Genomic DNA, 24,877 nt, shown 5'->3' with positions numbered 1-24,877 from the left:
CGCGGAGTAACCTCCGGGCCACCGGGTCCACGGTAGCCGCAAGAGCTGAGAGCGCGCTGAACGTCGGCTCGATGAATGCCGATACGAGTCGACCTCACGCCCCTTCGGGGCCACCCCGGCGGGCTCGCGACAGGCGTCAGGAGCGGGCGTAGACCTCGGGCTTGAGCACCCCGACGTACGGCAGCTCCCGGTAACGCTCACCGAAGTCCAGGCCGTAGCCGACCACGAACTCGGTGGGGATGTCGAAGCCGACGTACTTGACCGGGACCGGCACCTTTACCGCGTCCGGTTTGCGGAACAGCGCGACGACCTCGACGCTCGCGGCCGAGCGGGACTCCAGGTAGCGCAGCAGCCAGGAGAGCGTGAGCCCGGAGTCGACGATGTCCTCGACGACCACCACGTGCCGGCCGGCGATGTCCCGGTCCAGGTCCTTGAGGATGCGGACCACCCCGGACGAGGTGGTGCCCTGGCCGTAGGAGGAGATGGCCATGAAGTCGAGCTCGGCCGGGGGGCCGTTGCGGCCCAGCGCCCGGGCGAAGTCCGCCATGAACATCACCGCGCCCTTGAGCACGCACACGAGCAGTAGCCCGTCGTTCACGTGGGAGTAGTCGGCGGAGACCTGCTTGGCGAGCTCCGCCGTCTTCTCGCGAATCTGCGCCTCGGAAATGATCACGTGGTCGATGTCGGCGTCGTACCAGGAGCCGTCAGCCATGACTCCTAGCCTGCCGTACGTCCGATGGCCTCCGTCGGCGGGGCCGCACCTTTTGGCGCGGTCCCGCCCGGGATTTTCCGCACAAACAGCGCTAATGACATCAGTTGGTACGCGACCGCCAGCGGCGGCCGTCGTCGCTGGGCTTCCAGTCCGCCGAATCGTGACTGTCGACGGTCAGGCCGGCCGCCGAGGCGGCGACGAGGAGGACGAGGAAGAGGAGGAAGAGCAGGAACTCCATGGCGGCGCTCGCTTTCGCATGATTGCTGTCGGTTTCGCCGCCGGTGCGCACCGGACTGAGACAAGTCTGCGACCTCCCGCGCCGACCGGACAGTGGCAGCAATGCCATTGGTCATCGATTTACTGCCACCTGTCGGGTTACCCTCGTCACATGCTGCGGTCCATCGCCGTCCTCACACTCGACCAGGTCGCCCCCTTCGAGCTCGGCGTACTCGCCGAGGTGTTCGGCACCGACCGCACCGCCGACGGCTTCCCCGGCTACCGCTTCCAGCTGTGCAGCCCGGACGGCGAGGCCGTGCGTACGTCGTCCGGCTTCCACCTCACCCCGCACGCCGACCTCGGCCCCCTGGAGGAGGCCGACCTGGTGGCCGTCCCCGCGCACAGCCAGGGCACCGCCGTTCCCGGGCCGGTGCTCGACGCGCTGCGCCGGGCCGACGCCCGCGGAGCGCACCTGTTCAGCGTCTGCTCCGGCGCCTTCCTGCTCGGCGAGGCCGGCCTGCTCGACGACCGGGAGTGCACGACCCACTGGCGGTACGTGGACGAGCTGCAACGCCGGCACCCACGCGCCCGGGTGCGCTGCAACTCGCTCTACGTCCAGGACGGCCGGCTGCTCACGAGCGCCGGCACGGCGGCCGGCATCGACGCCTGCCTGCACCTGATCCGCCAGGAGCACGGCTCGGCCACCGCGACCCGGCTGGCGCGGCGGATGGTGGTCCCGCCGCACCGCGACGGCGGCCAGTCCCAGTACGTCGAGGCACCCATCCCGAAGGCGCCCGAGGCACCGACCCTGGAACCGGTGCTGGAGTGGCTGATGGGTCACCTGGACCGGACGACCACCGTGGAGGAGTTGGCCGCGCGCGCCGGCATGGCGCCCCGGACGTTCGCCCGCCGCTTCCGCGCCGAGACCGGCACCACCCCGCACGACTGGCTCACCAACCAACGGGTGCTGCTCGCCCGGCGACTGCTCGAAGAGACCCCGTTGAGCGTGGAGGCCGTCGCCGACCAGTCCGGCTTCGGCGACGCCGCGGCGCTCCGCCACCACTTCACCCGCCGGGTCGGCGCCACCCCGCACAGCTACCGGACCACCTTCCGGGACCGGGCGCACAGCGGCTGAGATCCGGGCCGGTGCCGGTGGGACCGGCGTCAGGCGGGGGTGACCGCCGCCAGCCGGTCGGCGCGGCGGAGCACCCGGACGCCACCGGGCAGATCGGTGGGGCCCTGGCCATGCCAGGCGGTGACAAGCGCGTCCAGGGCGTTGACGTGCCGGTGCGACAGCGCTCCCGGCCGGGCGCCCACCTCACGCACCCAGGAGTGCAACACCCGGCCGCGCACCGCGGGAACCAGAGCGGCAAGCGCGGGCACGGACAGCCCTCCGTCGGGGCACCGTGCCCCGGCCAGCGCCGCCGCCGCCAACTCGTCGAGCGCGGCGTTGTCCGCCGCCACCAGCCCGGCGGTACGCGCGAGGTTGTCCACCACGCCGGGCCCGAGCGCCCGCACCAGCGCCGGCAGCAGGTCGACCCGGACCCGGGAGCGGGCGTACGACGGGTCGCTGTTGTGCGGGTCCTGCCACGGGCTCAACCCGAGCACGGCACAGGCGGCGCGCGTCTGCTCCCGACCGATCTCCAGCAGCGGACGCAGCAGCGGCACGCCGTTCAGGTCCCGCCGGGCGGGCATCCCGGCCAACCCGCGTGGGCCGGCGCCCCGGGCGAGCGCGAGCAGCACCGTCTCCGCCTGGTCGTCGCGGGTGTGCCCGGTCAACACCGCGACCGCGTCCTGCTGCCGGGCCGCCTCGGTCAACGCCTGGTAACGGGCCTCCCGGGCGGCCGCCTCCGGCCCGCCCGGACGCCCCGCCACCTCCACCCGCACGACTGTCGTCGACGCGAACCCGAACCCGGCGGCCCAGGTGGCCACCGCCTCGGCACGCTCGGCGGAGCCGTCCTGCAATCCGTGGTCCACCGTGACCAGCACGGCGGCGCGGCCCAGTCGAGGCGCCACGAACGCGGTGGCCGCCGCGAGGGCGAGCGAGTCGGCGCCGCCGGAGCAGGCCACGAGCACCGGCCCACCGGACGGCAGAGCGGTCAGGGCGCGACGCACCGCGACCCGGATCGCGGCCAGTGGTGGGGCGAGCGCGGCCACCGGCGGGCGGTCAGCCAGCGGCCGGGATGGTGCCGGCCGGGCCGTGCACCCGGGCCACCCAGGCATCCGGGTCACCCAACTCGGACAGTCGGGGCAGCGTGAGTGGCGAGTTGAAGATCGAGTTGAAACCCTCCATGCCGACCCGCTCCACCACGCCGTGCACGAACTTGCGCCCCTCGGCGTACTGGCGCATCTTGACGTCCACCCCGAGCAGCCGGCGGATCGCCTTCTCCAGCGGGTTGCCGGCCTCCCGACGCCTGTTGAACGACGCTCGGATCCGCTCCACGCTCGGGATCACCTGCGGACCGACGCCGTCCATCACGAACTCGGCGTGCCCCTCCAGCAGGGTCATCAACGCGGTGAGCCGGTCGAGCACCGCCCGCTGCGCGGGGGTCTGCACGATGTCCAGCACGCTTGTGCGGCTCTCCGGGTCACGGACCGCCTCGGACAGCGTGGCCACCCCGCGCCGCAGCCGCTCGACGAGATGCTCGCTGCCGCTGGACGAGGCGTCGACGAACGCCTGCACCTCGCCGAGGAAGTAGGCCCGCATCCACGGGACGGCGGTGAACTGGGTCCGGTGGGTGACCTCGTGCAGGCACACCCAGAGCCGGAAGTCCCGCGGGTCCGCACCGAGCTTACGTTCCACCTCGACGATGTTCGGTGCGACGAGCAGCAGCTGGCCGGGGTCGGCCGAGAAGACCTCGTACTGCCCGAGCACCCGACCGGAGAGGTACGCCAGCACGGTGCCGGCCTGCACCCCGGTCAGCCGGGAGCCGACCGCCTCGGTCAACGCGCTCGGCTGCTTGTCGCCGGACAGCCGGCTCACCAGTGGAGTGATCACCTCGCGGAGGCCGGCGATGTTCGTCGCGGCCCAGTCGCGCCGGTCGACCACCCGGACCGGCGGATGCGCCACCTGCGCCCGCAGCCCCGTGTAGTCGGCCACGTGCCCGGCCGCCTCTTCGGTCAGCCGGCGCAGGTCACCGACCACGTCGGTGGCCTCGGCATACGACACCCGAGGGCCCGACTTGCTCAACGCCCCCGCGGTGGCGGCGGCCAGATCCCAGTCCACGAACTGCGCCATGAACCCACCGTACCCGCGCCGCGACACCCCGGCCCGGGCTCGCGTCCGCGATCGACGGCGATGGCCGCCCCGACAAGGGGGCCGGAGACCTCGATCAGCGGCAGCCGCAGCCGGCCAACGCGGCGGTGATCCGATCCAGCGCCGGTTGGGCGGTTTCCTTTTCGCCAGGCACCCGATCCGTGAGCACCGCGAAGGTGAGTAGCCGACCGTCAGCGGTGGTGACCAGGCCCGCAATGGAGTGCACGGCGGTCAGGGTGCCGGTCTTCGCCCGGACGCTGCCCGCCCCGGCGGCGGTACCGGCGGCGGTGCGGTAGCGCTCGTTCAGGGTCCCGGACCAGCCCCCCACCGGCAGACCTCCGAAGACACCGGCCAGTTCCGGATGGTCCGGGCTGGCCGCCAGTCGGAGCAGGTCGGTCAGCAACGACGGGCTGATCCGATTGTTGCGGGACAGGCCGCTGCCGTCGGAGAGGGTGATCTCGTCGGCCGGCAGACCCAGCTCGGCCACCTCCGCGTCCATCGCGGCAGCGCCGCCGTCGAACGACGCCGGCTGGTTGCGGGCCAACGCGACCTGCCGGGCCAGCGCCTCGGCCACCAGGTTGTCACTCTCGCTGATCATGATGTCGACCAGACGGATCATCGGCGGAGACTGCACCACACCCAGCTCGATACCCGGCGCGGACGTGCCACCGGCTGCGGCGGGCGCTGGCGCCGTGCCACGCTTCACGGCGTCGCCCGGCACGCCGAGCAACCGGGCGAACGACCTGCCGGCGGCCAGATCCGGCTCGGCGAACCGCTCCGCGGCCCCGTGCGGGACACTGGGGTCCCGGCGAGCGCCGTCGGTCATCAGCGCCGTCACCGCGCCACCAGACCCACCGGTGGGGATGTCGTCGTCCCAGCCCGGGCCGTAGACCGGGCCGGAGTAGACCGAACCGTCGACGGTGACACTTGTCGGGGTGGTGCCGCCGAGCGCCGTACGCACCTGGGCGGCCAGGTCGTCGAGCCGCGCCGCGCCCGGGTAGTAGCCCTTCTTGCCGATCGCGAGGGTGGGATCGCCACCGCCGATGATCACCACCTCGCCGGCCTTCGTGCCGGCCACCGCGCGGGTGGGGATCCGGTAGCCGGGTCCTCGGGCTGCCAGTGCCGTCACCGCGGTCGCCAGTTTGGTCACCGAGGCGGGCACGGTGCCGTCGTCCGCCCCCTTGCCGAACAGCGTCTGGCCGGAGATGACGTCGGCCACCGAGACGTTCACCCGATCGCCCAGGGCGGCGACTCCGACAAGCGGGTCGAGAGCGGCACGAACCCCGTCCGGGGTGGGAATCGGAGCGTTCGGGTCCGGGCCGGGCAGCACGTCCGACGGGTTTGGCTCCGGGGGCACGCCAGCGGCGTTCGGGGCGGACCCGGAATCGTCGCCCAGCCACCCGGCGACCGGGCCGGGTCGGGCGACGACGACTCCGACGCCGGCCAGCACCAGCAGCAGCACGACGGCCAGCACCAGCGGCAGCCGCCGCCGACGAGGTGGCGCGTCGGGCGTGGGTGCCGGCGCGGCACCGGCGGACGACGGCAGCGCGGAGATCGGCGGACCCAGCGGCGGGACGCCACCGGGGGCGGCGTTCGGGCCAGGCCACGGACCGGGCGGAGCCGGGCTCACCGGGACCGACGCGGTACCGCGCGACGGGCCACCCGAGGTCGGACCGGACGGAGCCGGGCCCGCCGGAACCGACGCGCTACCGCGCGACGGGCCACCCGAGGCCGGGCCGGGCGGAGCCGGACTCACCGGAACCGACGCGCTGCCGCGCGGTGGGCCGCTCGTCGGTCGGTCAGCGTCGACCGCCGGGAAGCGACGGTTGTTCGGGGGTGAGCCGGCCGGCGGACGCCAGGGCAGTGGCGGCGGTGTCGCGGGTGCCGGCGTCCCCGGCTCGGGCGCCCGGGGCAGGTGGGCCTCGGGTACGGGGACCCGACCCGTGGCGCCGCCGGGGCCGGATCGTCCGGTACCGTGCGCGGAGCCCCCGTCCGGGCGGTAGTGTGAATCTTCCCTCCCCACGACCCCCTCCTCCCCCAGCGAAAATCGGCTTGGGTGACACTACTTCGGTCCGAAGACTATGCGGCGGCCGGAGTCGGCGGGTGGGCATTCACCTGTCCGGAGGGGCCGCCAGTGGTTCCGTTAGCCAGCGTGGGCAGACGAGGGAGCGTGCAGATGGATTTCGACGTGACGGTTGAGATCCCCAAAGGTCACCGGAACAAGTACGAGGTGGACCACAAGACCGGCCGCATCAGGCTGGACCGCACCCTCTTCACCTCTACCCAGTACCCGGCCGACTACGGGTTCATCGAGGGCACTCTGGGCGAGGACGGCGACCCGCTGGACGCGCTGGTGCTGGTCCCCGAGCCGACCTTCCCGGGCTGCCTGATCCGCTGCCGCACCATCGGCATGTTCCGGATGACCGACGAGAAGGGCGGGGACGACAAGGTCCTCTGCGTGCCCTACGAGGATCCTCGCCAGGAGCACCTGCGCGACATCCACCACCTCGGCGAGTTCGACCGGCTGGAGATCCAGCACTTCTTCGAGGTGTACAAGGACCTGGAGCCCGGCAAGTCGGTGGAGGGCGCGACCTGGGTCGGCCGCACCGAGGCCGAGGCCGAGATCCACGCCTCCTACAAGCGGGCCCGCGACGCCGAGGCGCGCGGCGAATCCATGCACTGACGACTGCTGACGCACCGGGCCCGGGGGCCGCTCAACCGAGCAGCCCCCGGGCCCGGTCGTACAGGTCGAGCACCGCACAGGCGATCGGCACCACCGCGACCGCCAGGGCCGTGTCGGTGAGGTCCGCGACCCTACCGAGGTACGGCGAGACCGGCCGCCGGGCGTATCCGGTGCCGCTGGCGGCGGCCACCAGCGCCAGCGCCGCACCACCCAGGACCAGCGCCAGCCGCCCGACGTCGTCGGCCCGGCCGACGAGCACCGCGCCCAGCACGGTGTAGCCGGCCAGCCCGGCCAGCACCGTCGGGACCCGGTGCCGCAACGCCACGAACAGCCGCGACCGCAGCAGCAGCACCGCCGAGGTGACCGCCAGCAGCACCCGACCGGCCGTCGCCCCGGCAACCCCGAGTACGACCGCGGCGGCCACCGCCAGCAGGGCGTGGCCGATCAACATCCCGGTGAGCACCTCCTCGGTGCGGGTCACCGCGGCGTGTACCCGGCTCCGGTCCGGCAGGTCCCGGGCCCGCTCCGGCCCTTCGGTGGGGGTCGACGTCGGCAGGGTGATCGGTGGCAGGGGTAGTTTGCCCAGCCGGATGGCCAACAGCGGGATCACGCCGATGGCGAACACCAGTGCGCTGAGCAGCACCGCCGCCGTGCTGGCCGGGGTCAGCAGCAGCCCACCGAGCGCCGCAGCGGCGCCGATCAGGCCGACCGTGACACCGGCCACGAAGACCCGTAGCCGGCTGGCCACGCCCAGCAGGCCGAGCAGCGCCACGAACAACAGCGCCACGGAACCGGCCAGCAGCTCGGGCGCGCCCACCCAGCGGACCGGCCCGAACAGCCCGACCGGGTCGCCGGAGCCGACCGCGAGGGCGCCGGCCGTGAACGCGTACGGCAGCGCGTAGCCACCGAGTGCCGCCCCGGCGGTGCCGTCGCCGTTGGCGCGGGAGGCGACCGCGCCGGCCACGGTGAGCAGCAGCGCCACCACGGCGGCGGCCAGCCAGCCGGCCTGGTACGTCGGGCCGCCGACGAGCAGGGCGAGCAGCCCGACGGTGAGTGGCACGGCCGCACCGGCCAGACCGGCGGCCCGGGTGGCGGTGGGCGACCAGGCGCCGCCGCGGCGGCGGGCACCGTCGGCGATCGCCTCGACCACGTCGTCGTACTCCAGCTCGGGCCAGTGCGCGCGGGCCGGCACGAGGTGCAGCACCTCACCGTCGCGGACCCCCTGTGGCAGCAGCGCCTGGGCGGTCGCCAACAGCGCGCCGTCGGTGCGGCGCAGAACCCAGCCGCCGTGCTGCTCGCCGTCGTCGGCCAGCCCGACGCCGGCGTGCCGGAGTACGTCGGGCAGCAGCTCGGCCAGGGGCACCTGCTCCGGCAGGGCGACGTCCACCCGTCGTTGCGGCGCGCTGATCGTGACGCGGGCCAGACCGGTAGTCATCGACTGGACTCCATATCGAGGGGGATCGGAGGCTGCGCGGACGACAGGACTTTACCTACCATGAGTCCGGCTCGGGTTACTTACCGCTGTCAGGAGGCCGAGTGTCGACAGTCGTCATCAAGCGCCCGCCACGTAGACCGGCGCCGGAAATCCCCGCCGGCGAACTGCCGGTCGAGGCGCCGCCGGAGATCCCCGTGGTGGCCGGCGGGCGGTGGCAGCAGATGCTCATGCTGCTGCCCATGCTCGGCGGCACCGTGGCGATGGCGATGATGTTCGGCCGGGGCGGTGGCGCCTACTCGTACGTGGTGGGTGGGATGTTCGGGCTCTCCTCGTTGGCGATGCTGGTGACCTCCTGGGGCAGCGCCTCCGGCACGCCGAAGAAGTCCGAGATGATGGCCGCCCGCCGCGAGTACCTGCGGCACCTGGCCACGCTGCGGCGGCGGGTCCGACGGACCGCGGGACAGCAGCGGGCCGGGCTCTACTACCGGCACCCGGACCCGGGCGGGCTCTGGTCGACGGTGGACAGCCACCGGGTCTGGGAACGACGCCCCGCCGACCCGGACTTCGCGGTGGTGCGGGTCGCCGTCGGGCCGCAGACCCTGGCCACCCCGCTCGTCCCACCTGTCACCCGGCCGCTGGAGGAACTGGAGCCGATGACCGCGGGAGCGCTGCGCCGCTTTCTGGACGCGTACTCCGTGGTGCCGGACCTGCCGGTGGCGTTGTCGTTGCGCAGCTTCGCCCGGGTGCACGTCCGGCCCGCCGGCCGCGGCGGGGGCGGCACCCCGACCACGGGTGGGTCGCCCACCGGTGACCCGGCGGCGCAGGCGCTGGTCCGGGCGGTGCTGACCCAACTCGCCGTCTTCCACGCCCCCGACGAGCTGCTCGTCGCGGTCTGCGCCGGCCCGGAACGCCGGACCTGCTGGGAGTGGGTGAAATGGCTCCCGCACGCCCACCACCCCAGCCGCACCGACGCGCTCGGCCCGGTACGGCTGGTCACCAGCTCCGCCGCCGACCTGGAACGGCTGCTCGCCGACGTGCTGGCCAGCCGGTCGCGGTTCAGCCCGGCCGGCCCGGCCACCGACGGGCCACACGTGGTGGTGGTGCTCGATGGCGGCGACCTGACCGGCGCCAGTGACCTGACCGGTGACGGCGGCATCGACGCGGTCACCGTGGTGGACCTGGACACTCCGCCGCCCCGGCTGCTCGACAGGTACGCGCTGCTGTTGGAGTTGCACGGCCGGCGGCTGCACTCGTGGTCGTCCGACGGGCACGCCGAGGTGGGCACCGCCGACCAGCTCGACCTCGCCGACGCCGAGGCGATCGCCCGACGGTTGGCGCCGCTGCGGCTCGCCGGCACGGCCCGCGGGCCGGACGCCCCGCTCCAGGCCGACCTGGGTCTTCCCGAGTTGCTCGGGCTCGGCGACCCGGAGAGCTTCACGGCCGAGCAGGGCTGGTTGCCGCGCTCGGCACGCGACCGGCTGCGGGTGCCGATCGGGGTCGGCGTGGACGGCGGTGCCATCGAGCTGGACCTCAAGGAGTCCGCCCAGGACGGGATGGGCCCGCACGGCCTGCTCATCGGAGCGACCGGTTCCGGCAAGTCCGAGCTGCTCCGCACGCTGGTGCTGGGGCTCGCCGCCACGCACAGCTCGGAGCAGCTCAACTTCGTGCTCGTCGACTTCAAGGGTGGCGCCACCTTCGCGTCGTTCGACAGGCTGCCCCACACCGCGGCGGTGATCACGAACCTGGCCGACGCGTTGCCCCTGGTCGACCGGATGGTCGACGCGATCAACGGAGAACTCGTCCGCCGCCAGGAGCTGCTGCGTCGCGCCGGCAACTTCGCGAGCGTGCGCGACTACGAGCGGGCGCGGGCGGCCGGCAGCCCACTGGCCCCGCTGCCGTCGCTGCTGCTGATCTGCGACGAGTTCTCCGAACTGCTCTCCGCCAAACCCGACTTCATCGACCTGTTCGTGCAGATCGGCCGGTTGGGTCGGTCGCTCGGCGTCCACCTGCTGCTGGCCAGCCAGCGACTGGAGGAGGGACGGCTCCGCGGGCTGGACACCCACCTGTCCTACCGGATCGGGTTGCGTACCTTCTCCGCGCTGGAATCCCGCACCGTGCTCGGGGTGGCCGACGCCCACGAGCTGCCCCGCTCGCCGGGTCACGGCTACCTGCGCTCCGGCACCGACCCCCTGGCCCGGTTCAAGGCCGCGTACGTCTCCGGCGCCGTCCGGCGTCGGGCCGTACCGGCCGGCGCGCCCGCCGAGGGCGGCGCCCGGCTACTCACCTTCACCACGCACGTCGTGCCGGTGCCCGAGCCGGTGACCCCGGTCGTGCCCGTCGTGGCGGAGGAGGAGGGCCGGGAGACACTGCTCGACCTGCTTGTGGACCGGCTCGTCGGGCAGGGCCCGCCGGCACACCAGGTCTGGCTCCCGCCGCTCGGTCCGCCACCGGCCCTGGACGAGCTGCTCGGTCCGGTCGAGGTGGACCCGAGGCGCGGGCTCACCGTGGGCAACCCGGAGCTGCACGGCGCGCTCGGAGTGCCACTGGCCGTCGTGGACAAGCCGTTGGAGCAGCGCCGGGACCTGCTCTGGCTGGCGCTGGACGGGGCCGCCGGGCACGTCGCGGTGGTCGGCGCGCCGCAGAGCGGCAAGTCCACCGCGCTCCGCACGCTGATCTGCGCGCTGGCGCTCACCCACACCCCGGTCGAGGTGCAGGTCTACTGCCTGGACTTCGGGGGCGGCGGGCTGGCCGCGCTGCGCGAGCTTCCGCACGTGGGCGGGGTGACCGGCCGGGCCGATCCGACCGCCGTCCGACGCACCGTGGGCGAGATGAGCACCCTGCTGGCCGACCGGGAACGCCGCTTCGCGGAGCTGGGCGTGGAGTCGATGGCCGCGTACCGGCAGCGCCGGGCCGCTGCGGGAACGAGCAGTCAGCCGGGCACCGACCCGTTCGGTGACGTGTTCCTGGTGATCGACGGGTGGAGCACGGTCCGGGGCGAGTACGACGACCTGGAACCGCTTGTCACCGACCTGGCCACCCGGGGCCTGTCGTACGGGCTGCACGTGGTCGCCACCGCGCTGCGCTGGCTGGACTTCCGGCCGGCGATCCGGGACCTGTTCGGCTCCCGGCTGGAGCTGCGCCTCGGTGATCCGTCCGACTCGCTCGTGGCTCGGCGTGCCGCCGCCAACGTGCCGGAGCGCTCCGGTCGGGGCGTGACCGCGGAGGGCCTGCACTTCCTCACCGCGCTGCCCCAACTCGCCGACCACGTGGACACCGCCGATCTGGTCAAACGGGTCGCCGGCAGTTGGGGTGGCCCGTCGGCGCCCCGGGTGCGGCTGCTCCCGCCGGTGCTCCCGTACGCCGATCTGGACCTGTCCGCGACGACCGGGCTGCGGCTGCCGATCGGGATCGCGGAGGCGGACCTGCGCCCGGTGCTGCTCGACTTCGCCACCGAGCCACACTTCGTGGTCTTCGGGGACTCGGAGTGCGGCAAGTCGTCGTTCCTGCGCGCGCTGGCCACGTCGATCATCACCCGGTTCACCCCCGAGCAGGCCCGGGTGATCCTCGTCGACTACCGGCGCAGCCTGCTCGGCGCCATCGAGACGCCGCACCTGATCGGGTACGGCACCGCCGCGGCGCACACCGCCGACCTGGTCGAGTCGGCGGCCGGTTACCTGGAGCGGCGGGCCCCCGGGCCGGAGGTCACCCCACAACAACTGCGGGACCGCTCGTGGTGGTCCGGGCCGGAGCTGTTCGTGCTCGTGGACGACTACGACCTGGTGGCGGCCGGGCCGGCCAACCCGCTGCGGGCGCTGGAGGAGCACCTGCCGCACGCCCGCGACGTCGGGTTCCACCTGGTGCTGGCCCGCCGGTCCGGTGGCGCGGGACGGGCCCAGTACGAGCCGATCGTGCAGCGGCTGCGGGAGCTGTCCACCGCCGGTCTGGTGATGGCGGGCAGTCCGGAGGAGGGTGCGCTGGTCGGGCCGGTGCGGCCGGGACCGCTGCCGCCGGGGCGTGGTCGGTTGGTCACCCGGCGGGAGGGCGTACGCCTCGTTCAGCTCGCACAATTGCCGCCGCAATGACGTGACTCGCCGGTTCTTCCCGTGACGGGTGGGGAAACCGGTAATCTCCGATCGTCATGGTTCCGTCGGGATGAATGGCTGGGGATGTGACAGGGGTGCGGCACAGCGGTCCGTCGGCGGCCCGACGGGCGACCGTCCGGGCGCTGCTCGGTGTGGCCGCGGCACTCGCCGTCGTCGCGCCGACCGCGGCGGCCGTGCCCGTCGCCGCGCCCAGCCGGGGCGGGCAGTTGGCCGGCGGGCCGACGGTGTTCGCTCCCGGCGACGCGGTCGCTCGCACCGATCAGGTCCGCGACGAACAGTGGCAGCTCGACGAGTTGCGGGCCGAGACGGCCTGGCGCAGCTCGACCGGCCGGGGCGTGACCGTCGCGGTGGTCGACTCCGGAGTGGACGGCAGCCATCCGGATCTGGTCGGCCAGGTGCTGCCCGGTCAGGATCTCGTCGGCGTCAGCGGGGGTGCGGGCCCGGATCCGGTGGGGCACGGCACGACCGTCGCCGGCCTGATCGCCGGACGCAAGGACGACAAGCGGGGCGTGGTCGGCCTCGCGCCGGATGCGCGGATCCTGCCGGTCCGGGTGCTCGACGAGGACAACCGCTACGACGACGCGCTGATCGTGGCCCAGGGGGTCCGCTGGGCTGTCGACCACGGCGCCCGCGTGATCAATCTGTCGTTGGGCGGCAGCGGCGACAGCCCCGCCCTGGCGGCGGCCCTGGACTACGCGTTCGTCCGGGACGTGGTCGTGGTCGCCTGCACCGGCAACCTGGCCACCTCCAGCAGCACGAAGGTGTGGTACCCGGCCCGTGAGCCGGGGGTGATCGCGGTCGCCGGCCTGGAGCGCAGCAGCGAGGACCTGTGGTCCGGGTCGATCACCGGCCGGGCGACGGTGCTCAGCGCTCCCGCCACCGGGCTGGTCGGCGCCAAACCCCCGAACGGGTACTGGCGGGTGCAGGGCACGAGCTTCGCCGCGCCGCTGGTGGCGGCCACCGCCGCGCTGGTCCGGTCCCGCTATCCACAGATGTCGGCGGGTGAGGTGGTCAACCGTTTGCTGGTGACCGCCCGGGACATCGGGCCGACCGGGCGGGACGACCGCTTCGGGTACGGGATGGTCGACCCGGTGGCCGCGTTGACCGCCGAGGTGCCACCGGTGACCGCGAACCCGCTCGACGATCAGACGTCCCCGGGGGTGACCGGTTTCGGCCCGGCGCCCGGCTCGGCCGACGACTCGGTGGCCGGGGCCGGCAGCAATCCGCTCGGTCTCGCCGCTCCCCGTCAGCAGAGCCGGTGGACGGCCCGGGCGGCAGGTGGCCAGGACACGTCGGCACCGGAGCAACTGTGGACCGGGTTCATGTTTCTCGTCGCCCTGGCCGGCGGCGCCACTCTGCTGGTGCGCCGGTTCCGCCAGCGGTCCCGATGATCGAGGTCCGCCGGCAGGCCTGACGGGTTGGCCGGTGGGGTAGAACCGTTCGCATGAGCGCGCCCGGCCCACGTACCCTCGGCACCGCCCGGCACCCGTCCTGGCGGCACCGCCGACTCGACCCGGACCACTCGCTGGGCCTGCGGCTGACCCTCGCCGCGACGGCGGCGTTCCTGGTGCTGGTGCCCTTCACGCTGCTCGCGCTGCTGGTGCTCGGCGCCTGGGCGCCGCTGCACCGACTGGACACGTCGGTCACCGAGTCCCTGCACGGCTACGCCGCCCACCACCCGGCCTGGGTCGTGCTGATGCGGGCCTGGAGCGAGGTGTTCGCGCCGATGCCGCTGCGGGCCGCCACCCTGCTCGTGGTGATCTGGTTGCTGCGCCGGGGAGCCCGCCGGCTGGCCCTCTGGGCCACCACGACAATGGTGGTGGGTGGGCTGTTCGGCCCGTTGCTGAAGCTGCTCGTCGGCCGGGACCGGCCGGAGCTGCTGGACCCGGTGGCGCGGGCCGCCGGCTATTCGTTCCCCTCCGGTCACGCGCTGAACGCCACCCTGACCGCCGGGGTGCTGCTGCTGGTGTTTCTGCCGTACGTCGGCCGGGGAGTGGCACGGGTCGCGCTCTGGGTCGCCGCGCTGCTGCTCACCGTGGTGACCGGGTTGAGCCGGGTGGCCCTCGGCGTGCACTTCACGAGTGACGTGCTGGGCGGCTGGCTGCTCGGCGTGGCGGTGGTCGCCGCGACCACCGCCGCGTTCACCAGTTGGCGTGCGCACGCCGGTCTCCGGCCCGTCCAGCCGGCCCGCGACGGTGTCGCTCCCGAGGTCGAACGGCACCCCGGCGCGGCCTGAGGCGTGCCGACAAGCCTCACCGGGTACTGGCCCAGCCATGTCCGACACCGTGGTCCAGATCATCCGGCGGGTGCTGCTGCCGGTGTCCCTCCTGTTCGGCGTCATGGTGCTGCTCGGGGTGCTGGTCACCCGGGTCTTCGAGCGGACCTGGCCGTTCACCGTCGAGGACGCGGTGAACCGGGAACTGGCCGGCGACCGTACCGGCGGCTGGAACAACGTCTCGCTGGTGTTCAGCACCCTGGCCAGCACCCAGATGATCGTCGTGGTCACCGTCCTGGTGGCGTTGGCGCTGCGGCTCTGGCTGAAGCGCTGGCGGGAACCGCTGTTCCTGTGCGCCGCCGTGACCGCCCAGGCGCTGGTCTTCCTGCTGACCACGCTGGCGATCGACAGGCAGCGGCCGGCGGTGGAGCACATGGACGTCTCGCCGCCCACGTCGAGCTTCCCCTCCGGGCACACCTCCGCCGCGGTGGCGCTCTACGTCGGCATTGCCGTGCTGATGGCACTGCGGGCACGCAGCACGGGCGCGAAGGTCGCCTGGTGGACGCTGCTGCTGATGGTGCCGCTCGGGGTGGCGTTGACCCGGATGTACCGGGGGATGCATCACCCGAGCGACGTGGTGGCGTCCTTCCTCAACGGCGGCACCTGCGTCGCGATCATGGCCCGCGCCGTGCTGGACCGCGGGCTGCGGTGGGGACGGGCGAAGCTGCCCACGGCGCGACGAGCCGCGCCGGCCACCGGCTGACCGGCGGCGGTCAGGTGCACTCGCCGGTGCCGACCTGCCGGTTGCGCTCGGCGCCGGCCAACGCCACCGGGCGGGCCTCGGCCGCGGTCACCGCGAAGCCGATGTTCGGGTTGTCGGACGCCGCCGCGAAGATCACCCCGAGCACCAGGCCGTTGGCGGAGAGCAACGGACCGCCGGAGTTGCCGCTGCGCACCAGCGCCCGGATCGTGTAGACCTCCCGGTTCACCTTCTTGGCGGAGTAGATGTCCGGCCCGTTGATCCGATCGACGTCGCGGACCCGTGCCGACTGCGCGTTGTAGGGGCCGTCGAGGGGGAACCCGAGCACGATGGCGTCCGAGCCGCTGCCCGCGTTGCCGGCGGCGAACCGCAGGGACGGACCGGGCAACCCGGGCACGAGCAGCACGGCCAGGTCCCGGTCCGGGTCGTAGACGACCACCTTGCCGTCGTACCGCTCGCCGCCCAGCTCCACCGCGACCGACCGGGTCCCGGCGACGACGTGCGCGTTCGTCATCACCCGATCGTCGGCGTACACGAAGCCGGATCCCTCGATGCGGCGTGAGCAGCTGGGCGCGGAGCCGAGCACCTTGACGACCGACCGCTGACCGTTGACCACCACCTGGGAGCCGGCCAGCGCCGGATCGGGCGGCTCGACCTGCCGGGCCCGCGTGGGCGCGAGGTCACCGAAGACGTCCGGGAACCCGTCGGTGTCGAGCGTGTCCTGCAACGCCGTGGTGAGCTCGTGGGCCTGGTTCGGCAGGGCCCGGTTCACCACCGTGATCAGCGCGCTGTTGCGTACCGCGGAGGCGATCCAGGGCACCGCGGACGAACCGAACGGCACGGCGATCAACCAGGCGAACAGGAGCACCGCGAGCAGTGAGACGACGGCCCCACCGATGTCGTCGGCCCGCTTACCCACCTCACTGGTGATCGTCTTGCGCAGCCGTGAACCGAGCCAGCCGGCGAGCGCCTGCCCGACCACGGCCAGCCCGAAGATCGCCACCAGCGAGATCAGCACCCGGGCGATGGGATCCACGAACTGCCGGGCGAGCAGCGGCCCGAGCTGAAGGCCGAGCAGGAGGCCCAGGAAGAAGCCGGCGAGCGACAGGATGCCGATGGCGAAGCCCTGGCGGTATCCGCTGATCGCGAACAGGAGCATGAGCAGCAGCAGCAGCAGATCCACGACGGACACGGGTCAAGCGTACGGGCAGTGCGCCCGCCAGATGACCGTCGCCTGCGGAAAGTGAGGGTGCGGTCAGCGCAGGGCTGTCTCGTCGGCCTCGTCGGTGCCCGCCGACGGCGCTGGGGTCGCTCCACTCGGCGGCAGTTCCACCACCCGACCACGTGGCCAGGGACGGGCCCAGCCGCCCATCTCCAACAGGGTGGCCAGAACCCCGGCGGTGAAGCCCCAGACGAGCATCCCGCGTGCCGAGAACGCCGGACCGATCCAACCACTCGGGTGACGGACCCGCAGCCGGTTGGCCGGGTCGACCAGCTCGCTCACCGGCAGGCGGGCCACGTGCGCCACCTCGGCCGGCTCCCGGGGGTGCACCGGGTGCGGGTCGTGCCACCAGGCCAGCACCGGCGTGACCACGAAGTCGCTGACCGGGATCCACAGTTTCGGCAGTTCGGCCAGCACTGTCACGCTGCTCGGGTCGAGGCCGACCTCCTCGTTCGCCTCCCGCAGGGCGGTGGCCCGGACGTCGGCGTCCTCCGGGTCGGCCGCACCCCCGGGAAAGGCCGGCTGGCCGGCGTGGGTACGCAGGGTGGCGGCGCGTTGCAGGACCAGCACGTCGGGGCCGACGCCGGGCTGTTCGCCGAGCAGCACCAGCACGGCGCTCTCCCGACCGCCCTCCGCCGGGGTGGTCAGCCGGGTGAAGTCCTCGGCGCGGGCGGTGCCGAGCCGGGTCAGCAACGGCTCGATCCATTCGGGCGGTCGACGGGTCACGCCGGCACCGTCAGGCCGAGGTGCTGGCGGACCAGCTTGGCGAGCTGGGCGTCGTCGAGCGCACCGCTGGCGTCGATGTGTCGGATCCGACCGTCGGCGCCGACGAAGATGGTCATGGGGAAGAAATTGCGCTTCAGCTCCCGTTGCAGGGCCTCACCCTGGTCGACCAGGATCGGGAACCGGATGCCGATGTCCTCACCTGTGGACTGGGCCGCGCTGCGGGTGTCCCGGCTGTTGACGCCGAGCACCTGGAGCTGACCGGCGGCCCGCTCGCTGAGGCGTTGGAAGGCGGGCAGCTCCTTCTGGCACGGCGGGCACCAGGAGGCCCACACGTTGATCACCACCGGCCCGGCCACGTCCCGTAGGGCGACGGGCGCGCCGCCGGTGAAGCAGGCAAGCGTCAGCTCCGGCAGCGCCTTACCGTCGGCGGCGGGGGCCGTCGATGCGGCGTCAGCGGGGGGAGCCGTCGTCCCGGCGCCGGTGGCGGGGGCCGTCGTGGCGGCACCGGCGGCGGGGGCCGTCGCGCCGGGTGTGGCGGGAGCCGTGGCGCGCGGCGACCCGGTGGTAGTCGTGGCGGAGCCGGGCGACGCGACCGCGGCGGGGGCGCTCAGGGTGGAGCAGTCCCGGAACGGCGATGGGCGTTCAGCCGCGGCCCGGCGGGGAGCCGGATCGTCGTCGGCCGCGCCGCTTGTGCACGCGGCGACGGTCAGCAGCAGCGGCAGGATCACCAGGGCGAGGCGCCGACTCGCCGCACCCGCGCCGGGACCGCGGTTCACGGCACCTCCGCGGCGACCGCCTGGGCGGGCACCAGCTCCGGGTCGACCCCGGCGGCCACCGCGAGGTCGCGCGCCCGAGGGCCCTTGAGCAGCTTCGCGGCGGCGGCTGGGTCGGTCGGGCCGGTCCCGTACGAGGGGCAGAGCTTCGCGAGCGTGCACGCGCCACAGGCCGGTTTACGGGCGTGGCAGACCCGCCGCCCGTGGAAGATGATCCGATGCGACAGCATGGTCCAGTCGCGCTTCGGGTACAACGCCCCAACCGCATGCTCGATCTTGACCGGGTCGGTCTCGCCGGTCAGCCCCCACCGGTGGACCAGCCGCTGGAAGTGCGTGTCGACGGTGATGCCGGGGACGTCGAAGGCGTTGCCGAGGATCACGTTGGCGGTCTTGCGGCCGATCCCGGGCAGCGTCACCAGGTCGGCGAGCCGGCCGGGGACGGTGCCGTCGTACCGGTCGAGGAGAGCCTGGCCGAGCTTGATCAGCGAGTCGGTCTTGTTCCGGTAGAAGCCGGTGGGCCGGATCAGCTCCTCCATCTCGCCACGGTCGGCCCCGGCGTACGCGGCGGCGCTCGGGTAGCGGGCGAAGAGCTTCGGGGTGACCTCGTTGACCTTCTTGTCGGTGCACTGCGCGGAGAGGATCGTGGCGACGGACAACTCCAGGGCGCTGGAGTGGTCCAGTTCGCAGTGCGCGTCGGGATGCGTCTCGGCCAGCACCCGGCCGATCTTGCGGGCACGGCGTGTGCGCCCGAGGTCGGTCTCGGCGGCGCCGGGGGGACTACTTGTCACGACGGTCAGCCTACGTCGCGCCCCGGACGTTCCTGCTCGGGTCAGCCGCCCGTCGGCGGGGAGATCCTGCCCTGCCCGTCGAGCCGGGCGCCGCTCTTCGGGAAGTCGCTGCGGCTCAGGTCGCCGATCAGGCCCAGACCCCGGCCGTTCGGGTCCATCGTCGGCTTACCGGCGTCGTTCATGTACGTCGAGGTGAACGAGCCACCGGCCCAACTGCCGTCCGGCTTCAGCGACACCTTCAGCACCCCGCCCCAGCCGAGGCGGCCGTCGTTGCTCAGCGAGTTGCCACCGCCGGCGAAGTTTCCGAGGCTGTACGCGATCAGCCGGCCCTGGTAGAACTCCATGCCGCGCAGCACGTGCGGCCCGTGCCCGACGATCAGGTCGGCGCCCGCGTCGATCATGGCGTGTGAGAACTTGACCGGGTCGCCCCGGTTTTCGCCCAGGAACATCTCGGTGCCCGGCTTGACCCGGGTCTTCTCCGCGCCCTCGCCGCCCATGTGCACCTGCACCACGACCAGGTCGGCCATGGTGGCGGCCTTGGCGACCACGGTCTTCGCCTTGGCGATGTCGACAAGGCTGTTGGACCAGACGTACGACGAGAAGCCGGCCACCGCGACCTTGACGCCCTTGACGTCGACGACCGTGATCTGGTCCGGCGCGCCGGTGTGCTCCAGGTCGTACTTCTCCAGCGCCCGTTGGGTGTTCTCGTAGCCCTTCGGCCCGTAGTCGTAGCCGTGGTTGTTGGCCTGGTTGAGCACGTCGAAGCCGGCGTCGCGCAGGTGTGCGGCGTACTCCGGTGGGGCCCGGAACTGGAAGCAGCGGGTGGAGTTGGCACCGCACTTGCCGGTGCCGGTGTCCACGGTCAGCGGCTCCTCCAGGTTGCCCATCACCAGGTCGGCCTTGAGCGCCTCGGTGACCGAGGTGAAGAAGCCCTTGCCGCCGGCGGCGGGCAGCCGGCTCGGCGCGTTGCCCATGATGATGTCGCCGGTGGCGGAGAGCGAGATCGCGCCGCCCTCGGCGGAGGCCGCCGACCCGGTGGCCTCCGGACCGGCCGTGGTCACCGGCGCGCCGGTGCCACCGCCCCCGGCGCCTGGCTCCCACGCGGGGGCCTCGCCGCCGGGGTCGCCGCAGCCCGCGACGAGCAGGGCGGCAAGCAGCGCGGCGAGGCCGAGGACGACGCGGCGGCGCGGGCGGGACACGAGAGGGGCGGGAGCATACATCGCTGGCGACCCTACCGGGCCGTCAACGCGCCGACGACAGCCGATCGGTCGGAAGTTCAGTCGGGAAGCTGCTCTGACCAGGGCACGACGGCCCGCGCGCCCCCGCCGAGCACCGCGGCGTGCACCGCTCGGGCGAGCGGCGCGCCCCAGGTGGAGCGGGGCCCGCCGTAGGCGGCCTCCGGCCCGTCGACCGGGCAGAGCACGGTGACCGCGTCGGTCGGGGTGCCGGTGCCGGGCAGTCCGAGCTCGGTGATCGCCTGGGTCTTCGCCTCGGTAGCCGTGGCCACCGCGTTGACCAGCGCCGAGTCGGCGAGTCGGGCCGGCACGTACACGACGATGTTGACGGTGCCGACCCGCTGGACGAGCCCGGCCGGCGCCGGCGCGGCCGCGAGCACGGGCGTGCCGAGCCCGACCGTCGCCCAGGCCCGCACCCCGGTGTCGGTCCGCGCGACCACCTCGGCCACGTCGACGCCGGTCAGCAGACCAACGCCGGGTCCGTCGAGGGCGAGGTCGGCGGCCAGCCCGGCCAGGTGGGCGGCCGGGTCGTCCCGGTCGTACGACATCGGTACGGTCGCGTTCAGCACCCAGTGCCGGACTCCGATTCCGCCGCCCAGTGGGCCGCTGCTGACCGCTCGCAGGGGTCCGTCGGCGTGCCAGACGAGCAGCGGAATATCCCACCCACCCTCGGGGCGACTGGTCAGAGTTGGCTCGCATAGCACGTCGGGCAGGTTACGCCCAACGATCAAGATTCCAGGGCCGACCTCTGATTCAAGCTCACGTGCGCCTAGACTTGGCGGCGCGCGAGGGGATCAGCGGACGGCGGCCCCGGCCGACGGACGGCACGCGCAACCGGAGGTGCGCGATGGACGAGGTACTGGCCCGCAGCGGGATCTTCCAGGGTGTCGACCCGGAAGCTGCCGAGGCGCTTGCCAAGGAGATGGAGACGATCGAGGTCCGCAAGGGCGAGATCGTTTTCAATGAGGGCGAGCCCGGTGACAGCCTCTATATCCTGCTGTCCGGGAAGATCAAGGTTGGTCGCCGCGCAGCGGACGGCCGACAGAACCTGATCGCGGTGATGGGGCCGTCGGACATGGTCGGCGAGCTGTCGCTCTTCGACCCGGGTCCGCGTACGGCGACCGCCACCGCGGTAACGGACACCCGGCTCGTACGACTGCGCAAGCAGGCGCTGCGGCCCTGGCTGGCCAACCGCCCGGAGATCGCCGAGCAACTGCTTCGGGTGCTCGCCCGACGGCTGCGACGGACGAACGACTCGCTCGCCGACCTGATCTTCACGGACGTGCCGGGTCGGGTCGCGAAGAACCTGCTCCAGATGGCTGGCCGGTTCGGCACCCGCGACGGTGGCGTCCTGCGGGTGACCCACGACCTCACCCAGGAGGAGATCGCGCAGCTCGTCGGCGCCTCCCGGGAGACGGTCAACAAGGCGCTGGCCGACTTCGCCTCACGTGGCTGGCTGCGTCTGGACGGCAAGAGCATCATCATCCTGGACCCCGAGCGCCTGGCCCGTCGCGCCCGCGTCTGACCGCACAGCACTCCGTCCCCGCCTTCCGTCAGCGACGGTAGGCGGGGACGTTCTTGTCTGCCGAGGGCGGATTTCCTGGACCCGGCGCAACGCCAGCGGTGAGGGTGGGGCCATGGCGAACCGCGTTGCTGTGCTGTCCGACATCCATGGCGTACTGCCCGCGTTGGAGGCGGTGCTGGCCGAGCCGGACGTCGCCACCGCCGATCTGATCGTGCTCACCGGGGACATCGCGGCCGGCCCACAACCGGTCGAGGTGCTGGACCTGCTCACTGATCTCGGCGACCGGGTCTGCTGGGTAGGCGGCAACGCCGACCGGGAGCTCGTCGAGGCCTGCGCCGGCCGCCCCGCCTCCATCGAGGTGTCGAACTGGGCCGCCGGGCAGCTCCGCGACGACCAGGTGGCCCGTCTCGCGGCCCTGCCGGCGACGGCGACGTTCGAGATCGACGGCCTCGGGCCGACGCTGTTCTGTCACGCCACTCCGCGCGACGACGAGGAGGTCGTTCTCGTCGACTCCCGGATGGAGCGCTGGGCGGAGGTGTTCGCCGAGGTGCCGGCCGAGGTGACGACAGTGGTGTGCGGCCACACCCACATGCCCTTCACCCGGCTTGTCGATCGACGTCTGGTGGTCAATCCGGGCAGCGTCGGCATGCCGTACGGCGGCGCGGGGGCGTACTGGGCTCTGCTCGGTCCCGGCGTGCAGCTTCGTCGTACCCGCTTCGATGTCGACGCCGCGTGCGCCCGGGTGGCCGCCGGATCGACCTTCCCGGCCGCCGCCGAGTGGGCCGAGGAGTACGTGCGGTCCCAGCACAGCGACGCCGAGGCGCTCGCCGTCTTCGCCCCTCGCGACGGTCGCTGACGCCGGGTCTGACCCGGTCACGTCGTTACCTGTCCCCCGCTTGCCGCGTACCCGGTCCAGGGCTGTCCGGGACTGTCCCGACCCGCGGCTGCCCTTCTCGGACGAGGTGGGGACGGCTGTCATGGAACGGGTGAGCGTCGGCCGCGATGTCGACGCCCACCGGCCCGGTGATCCGGGCCGGCCGCCACTGGGCGGCGGGTGACCGTGGCAGGCGAAAGGTGGAGGACAGTGATGGGTACCAGGCGTGCGGAAAGCCGTTCCACGCGGACCGGATGGCTGTTGGCGCGGTGGGCGGTGGTGGTGCGCGGGTGGCTGGTGCCACTTGTCGCGGTGGTGGCCGTCGCGGCGAGCCTCATGCTCGTCGCCCCGGCCTCGGCAGCGTCGGCCGCCCCCGGAGACCCGGACGAGCGCCCGGCGGCGGCCAGCCCGACGCCGGACCCGGCCGACTCCCGGGACCCGATGTCGCGCGCTCGGCGGATGCTCGCGCAACTCGGTTACGACGTCTCGACCCTGGGCTCGCCGGCTCCGGACGACCCGAACTACACGAAGAAGATCATCGCGAACCAGGCCATCAAGAGGATCCAGGGATGGGTGGCGGAGGGCAAGACCAGCTTCAGTTGGAAGGACGTCTACCCCCTGGTCCAGGACCTCGAAGAGGTTCACCGTAAGTCGCAGAAGAGCCTCAAGGGCTTGAAGAAGACGTTCACACAGGCCGAACGTGCGCTACAGAAGGCGACGAAGATCGCCAACGACAAGACCCGCTCGGCGAAGGAGCGGGCCAGGGCCGCGGCCGAGCTGCCGCAGAAGCGGAAGAACTTCGAGGAGGCTCGCCGGAACTACCTCAAGGCGAAGCCCGGCGAGCCCAACCACGACGCCGAGATCAAGCGGCTGCGGAACACGGTCAAGGCTCTGGACCGTGACTTGGCCAAGGCCGAGCGGAGGGGTGCGCTGCCGGGCGCGAAGAAGGAGCTGGCGAAGAAGCGCGACGCCGCCCAGGCGGAACTGGACGAGGCCGAGGCGGACAAGGCCGACCGGGACCGCCGCAGGGGCGACGACGGCGACACCTCCGGCACCACCGCCCGTGGCCCCAAGGAACCGAAGGGGCCGAAGAAGCCACCGACCGGCGCGACCAGGACCGAGCCGAAGCGTTCGGGGTCCGTCGGCCCGAAGATCACGCGTCGCCTGCCCTCGGTGTTCCGGGCGCGCGGCCCGCGGGTCGACAGCGGGGCCAGCGAGCTGATCGGCCAGGGCATCGCCGAGGAGATCCGCGAGCACGGCCGGGTGAACGACGAGAAGCTGCTGCACCGTGCGATGGAGGATCCGGCGCTGCGCCGGCTCATCATCGACGACTACAAGGAGTACGCCGAGCGCAGCCCGTGGGAGAAGACGCTGCGAGACTTCGACACGTCGAAGGGCTTCCGGCAGACCGAGGCCCTGCGGATCGGTCTGCCGCTGATCAAGTACCAGGAGGCCGAGACCATCGCGGAGCGGTCCAGGAACGACCGCAACTACCTCCAGGCGCACCGGGACTGCGGCGGCTACGACACCTGCGTCACGGATCGCACCCGCAAGCTTCGTGAACTCGACACCAAGCTCAAGAGGCAGGCCGACCGCTCCAACAACGACGCCGCGTACCGACAGGCCCGCGTCGAGTGCGGCGGCTACGACACCTGCGTCACCGAACGCACCCGCAAGCTCCGCGAACTGAACACCAGGGTGAAGAAGCAGGCCGACCGGTCCAACAACGATCCCAACTACCAGCGAGCCCGCCAGGACTGCGGGGGCTACGACACCTGCGTCACCGAGCGCACCCGCAAGCTCCGTGAACTCGACACCAAGCTCAAGAAGCAGGCCGACCGCTCCAACAACGACCCCGCCTACCTCCAGGCCCGCAAGGAGTGCGGCGGCTACGACACCTGCGTCACCGAACGCACCCGCAAACTGCGCGAACAGAACGCCCGCAACACCACGAACCAACCCACCACCAAGAAGACCACCACCGGCACCAGGACCACGCCCAAGAAGACCACCACCACCACGAAAACCGACACCAAGAAGACCACCACCAAACGCGCCAACCAGTCCAACAACGACGCCGCCTACCTCCAGGCCCGCAAGGAATGCGGCGGCTACGACACCTGCGTCACCGAACGCACCCGCAAACTGCGCCAACAGAACGTCCGCAACACCACGAACCAACCCACCACCAAGAAGACCACGACCAGCACCAGGACCACGCCCAAGAAGACCACCACCACCACGAAAACCGACACCATGAAGACCACCACCAAACGCGCCAACCAGTCCAACAACGACGCCGCCTACCTCCAGGCCCGCAAGGAATGCGGCGGCTACGACACCTGCGTCACCGA

General features: G+C 72.7%; 21 protein-coding genes. 9 read left to right on the top strand and 12 right to left on the bottom strand.

The features are described from left to right. Positions 1-136 precede the first annotated feature (136 nt). Together hpt and ACGFH8_RS20850 are read right to left on the bottom strand one after the other, a co-directional pair. Positions 137-712: a hypoxanthine phosphoribosyltransferase gene (hpt, locus tag ACGFH8_RS20855; RefSeq protein ID WP_357252898.1), complete on the bottom strand. Its 576-nt coding sequence runs from the start codon at positions 710-712 to the stop codon at positions 137-139. A gap of 100 nt (positions 713-812) precedes the next feature. Next, complete coding sequence (locus ACGFH8_RS20850) at positions 813-950, bottom strand: hypothetical protein (protein WP_238659545.1); 138 nt, start codon at positions 948-950, stop codon at positions 813-815. A 150-nt stretch (positions 951-1,100) separates the two neighbouring features. Between ACGFH8_RS20850 and ACGFH8_RS20845 the strand changes: the two genes are divergently transcribed. Then, on the top strand, positions 1,101-2,063 hold the full coding sequence (locus ACGFH8_RS20845; RefSeq protein WP_393369396.1) for a GlxA family transcriptional regulator: 963 nt from the start codon (positions 1,101-1,103) through the stop codon (positions 2,061-2,063). Between the two features lie 29 nt (positions 2,064-2,092). On the opposite strand, the gene tilS is transcribed toward ACGFH8_RS20845, so the two are convergent. The 3 genes from tilS to dacB all read right to left on the bottom strand — a co-directional run bounded on the left by tilS (position 2,093) and on the right by dacB (position 5,730). After that, a complete protein-coding gene (tilS, locus tag ACGFH8_RS20840) occupies positions 2,093-3,085 on the bottom strand; it encodes a tRNA lysidine(34) synthetase TilS (protein WP_393369394.1) in 993 nt (330 codons plus the stop codon). A 10-nt stretch (positions 3,086-3,095) separates the two neighbouring features. Next, complete coding sequence (locus ACGFH8_RS20835) at positions 3,096-4,166, bottom strand: zinc-dependent metalloprotease (RefSeq protein ID WP_393369392.1); 1,071 nt, start codon at positions 4,164-4,166, stop codon at positions 3,096-3,098. A 94-nt stretch (positions 4,167-4,260) separates the two neighbouring features. Continuing rightward, the gene (gene dacB / locus ACGFH8_RS20830) at positions 4,261-5,730 is read right to left on the bottom strand and encodes a D-alanyl-D-alanine carboxypeptidase/D-alanyl-D-alanine-endopeptidase (RefSeq protein ID WP_393370436.1); all 1,470 of its coding nucleotides are present in this window, start codon (positions 5,728-5,730) and stop codon (positions 4,261-4,263) included. Positions 5,731-6,360: 630 nt separating this feature from the next. On the opposite strand from dacB, the gene ACGFH8_RS20825 reads away from it, so the two are divergent. Further along, positions 6,361-6,867: an inorganic diphosphatase gene (locus tag ACGFH8_RS20825; RefSeq protein WP_099849144.1), complete on the top strand. Its 507-nt coding sequence runs from the start codon at positions 6,361-6,363 to the stop codon at positions 6,865-6,867. A gap of 31 nt (positions 6,868-6,898) precedes the next feature. On the opposite strand, the gene eccD is transcribed toward ACGFH8_RS20825, so the two are convergent. Beyond that, positions 6,899-8,302: a type VII secretion integral membrane protein EccD gene (gene eccD / locus ACGFH8_RS20820; protein ID WP_393369389.1), complete on the bottom strand. Its 1,404-nt coding sequence runs from the start codon at positions 8,300-8,302 to the stop codon at positions 6,899-6,901. A gap of 101 nt (positions 8,303-8,403) precedes the next feature. Here eccD and eccCa point away from each other — a divergent pair, with 101 nt between their 5' ends. The 4 genes from eccCa to ACGFH8_RS20800 all read left to right on the top strand — a co-directional run bounded on the left by eccCa (position 8,404) and on the right by ACGFH8_RS20800 (position 15,383). Beyond that, the gene (gene eccCa / locus ACGFH8_RS20815) at positions 8,404-12,384 is read left to right on the top strand and encodes a type VII secretion protein EccCa (protein WP_393369386.1); all 3,981 of its coding nucleotides are present in this window, start codon (positions 8,404-8,406) and stop codon (positions 12,382-12,384) included. A gap of 74 nt (positions 12,385-12,458) precedes the next feature. Beyond that, a complete protein-coding gene (mycP, locus tag ACGFH8_RS20810) occupies positions 12,459-13,796 on the top strand; it encodes a type VII secretion-associated serine protease mycosin (RefSeq protein WP_393369385.1) in 1,338 nt (445 codons plus the stop codon). 53 nt (positions 13,797-13,849) lie between these two features. Further along, entirely contained in the window at positions 13,850-14,641 is a 792-nt protein-coding gene (locus ACGFH8_RS20805; protein ID WP_393369382.1) for a phosphatase PAP2 family protein, read from the top strand. Between the two features lie 37 nt (positions 14,642-14,678). Then, complete coding sequence (locus tag ACGFH8_RS20800) at positions 14,679-15,383, top strand: phosphatase PAP2 family protein (RefSeq protein WP_393369380.1); 705 nt, start codon at positions 14,679-14,681, stop codon at positions 15,381-15,383. Positions 15,384-15,393: 10 nt separating this feature from the next. On the opposite strand, the gene ACGFH8_RS20795 is transcribed toward ACGFH8_RS20800, so the two are convergent. From ACGFH8_RS20795 to ACGFH8_RS20770, 6 genes are all read right to left on the bottom strand, one after another. After that, positions 15,394-16,572 (bottom strand): MarP family serine protease, encoded by a 1,179-nt coding sequence (locus ACGFH8_RS20795; RefSeq protein WP_393369378.1) that lies wholly within the window; start codon positions 16,570-16,572, stop codon positions 15,394-15,396. A gap of 63 nt (positions 16,573-16,635) precedes the next feature. Further along, positions 16,636-17,328 (bottom strand): NUDIX hydrolase, encoded by a 693-nt coding sequence (locus ACGFH8_RS20790; protein ID WP_393369376.1) that lies wholly within the window; start codon positions 17,326-17,328, stop codon positions 16,636-16,638. Next, positions 17,325-18,104, bottom strand: a complete 780-nt coding sequence (locus ACGFH8_RS20785) for a TlpA family protein disulfide reductase (protein WP_393369374.1) — start codon at positions 18,102-18,104, stop codon at positions 17,325-17,327. The genes ACGFH8_RS20790 and ACGFH8_RS20785 overlap by 4 nt, the downstream gene beginning before the upstream one ends. Then, complete coding sequence (nth, locus tag ACGFH8_RS20780; protein WP_393369372.1) at positions 18,101-18,889, bottom strand: endonuclease III; 789 nt, start codon at positions 18,887-18,889, stop codon at positions 18,101-18,103. The genes ACGFH8_RS20785 and nth overlap by 4 nt, the downstream gene beginning before the upstream one ends. A gap of 41 nt (positions 18,890-18,930) precedes the next feature. Further along, a complete protein-coding gene (locus ACGFH8_RS20775) occupies positions 18,931-20,109 on the bottom strand; it encodes a CapA family protein (protein ID WP_393369369.1) in 1,179 nt (392 codons plus the stop codon). Positions 20,110-20,165: 56 nt separating this feature from the next. Next, a complete protein-coding gene (locus tag ACGFH8_RS20770; RefSeq protein WP_393369367.1) occupies positions 20,166-20,828 on the bottom strand; it encodes an adenosylcobinamide amidohydrolase in 663 nt (220 codons plus the stop codon). Between the two features lie 143 nt (positions 20,829-20,971). Here ACGFH8_RS20770 and ACGFH8_RS20765 point away from each other — a divergent pair, with 143 nt between their 5' ends. The 3 genes from ACGFH8_RS20765 to ACGFH8_RS20755 all read left to right on the top strand — a co-directional run. Then, complete coding sequence (locus tag ACGFH8_RS20765; RefSeq protein WP_110563686.1) at positions 20,972-21,649, top strand: Crp/Fnr family transcriptional regulator; 678 nt, start codon at positions 20,972-20,974, stop codon at positions 21,647-21,649. 112 nt (positions 21,650-21,761) lie between these two features. Next, positions 21,762-22,505, top strand: coding sequence for a metallophosphoesterase family protein (locus tag ACGFH8_RS20760; RefSeq protein WP_393369364.1), 744 nt, complete (start codon positions 21,762-21,764; stop codon positions 22,503-22,505). 231 nt (positions 22,506-22,736) lie between these two features. After that, positions 22,737-24,877 (top strand): hypothetical protein (locus ACGFH8_RS20755; RefSeq protein WP_393369361.1); only part of this gene is annotated, 2,141 nt, incomplete at its 3' end.

The organism is Micromonospora sp. NPDC049175 (assembly GCF_043197345.1).
Classification (GTDB): Bacteria; Actinomycetota; Actinomycetes; order Mycobacteriales; family Micromonosporaceae; genus Micromonospora.
The sequence above is the reverse complement of the archived record's forward strand: the minus strand, read 5'-3'. Positions and strand labels throughout refer to the sequence as shown.

Bases quoted from the DNA above. Each gene is read 5' to 3' on its own strand.
- hpt (WP_357252898.1), bottom strand. From the start codon at position 712: ATGGCTGACGGCTCCTGGTACGACGCCGACATCGACCACGTGATCATT.
- ACGFH8_RS20850 (WP_238659545.1), bottom strand. From the start codon at position 950: ATGGAGTTCCTGCTCTTCCTCCTCTTCCTCGTCCTCCTCGTCGCCGCC.
- ACGFH8_RS20845 (WP_393369396.1), top strand. From the start codon at position 1,101: ATGCTGCGGTCCATCGCCGTCCTCACACTCGACCAGGTCGCCCCCTTC.
- ACGFH8_RS20835 (WP_393369392.1), bottom strand. From the start codon at position 4,166: ATGGCGCAGTTCGTGGACTGGGATCTGGCCGCCGCCACCGCGGGGGCG.
- ACGFH8_RS20825 (WP_099849144.1), top strand. From the start codon at position 6,361: ATGGATTTCGACGTGACGGTTGAGATCCCCAAAGGTCACCGGAACAAG.
- eccD (WP_393369389.1), bottom strand. From the start codon at position 8,302: ATGACTACCGGTCTGGCCCGCGTCACGATCAGCGCGCCGCAACGACGG.
- mycP (WP_393369385.1), top strand. From the start codon at position 12,459: ATGGCTGGGGATGTGACAGGGGTGCGGCACAGCGGTCCGTCGGCGGCC.
- ACGFH8_RS20805 (WP_393369382.1), top strand. From the start codon at position 13,850: ATGAGCGCGCCCGGCCCACGTACCCTCGGCACCGCCCGGCACCCGTCC.
- ACGFH8_RS20800 (WP_393369380.1), top strand. From the start codon at position 14,679: ATGTCCGACACCGTGGTCCAGATCATCCGGCGGGTGCTGCTGCCGGTG.
- ACGFH8_RS20775 (WP_393369369.1), bottom strand. From the start codon at position 20,109: ATGTATGCTCCCGCCCCTCTCGTGTCCCGCCCGCGCCGCCGCGTCGTC.
- ACGFH8_RS20765 (WP_110563686.1), top strand. From the start codon at position 20,972: ATGGACGAGGTACTGGCCCGCAGCGGGATCTTCCAGGGTGTCGACCCG.
- ACGFH8_RS20760 (WP_393369364.1), top strand. From the start codon at position 21,762: ATGGCGAACCGCGTTGCTGTGCTGTCCGACATCCATGGCGTACTGCCC.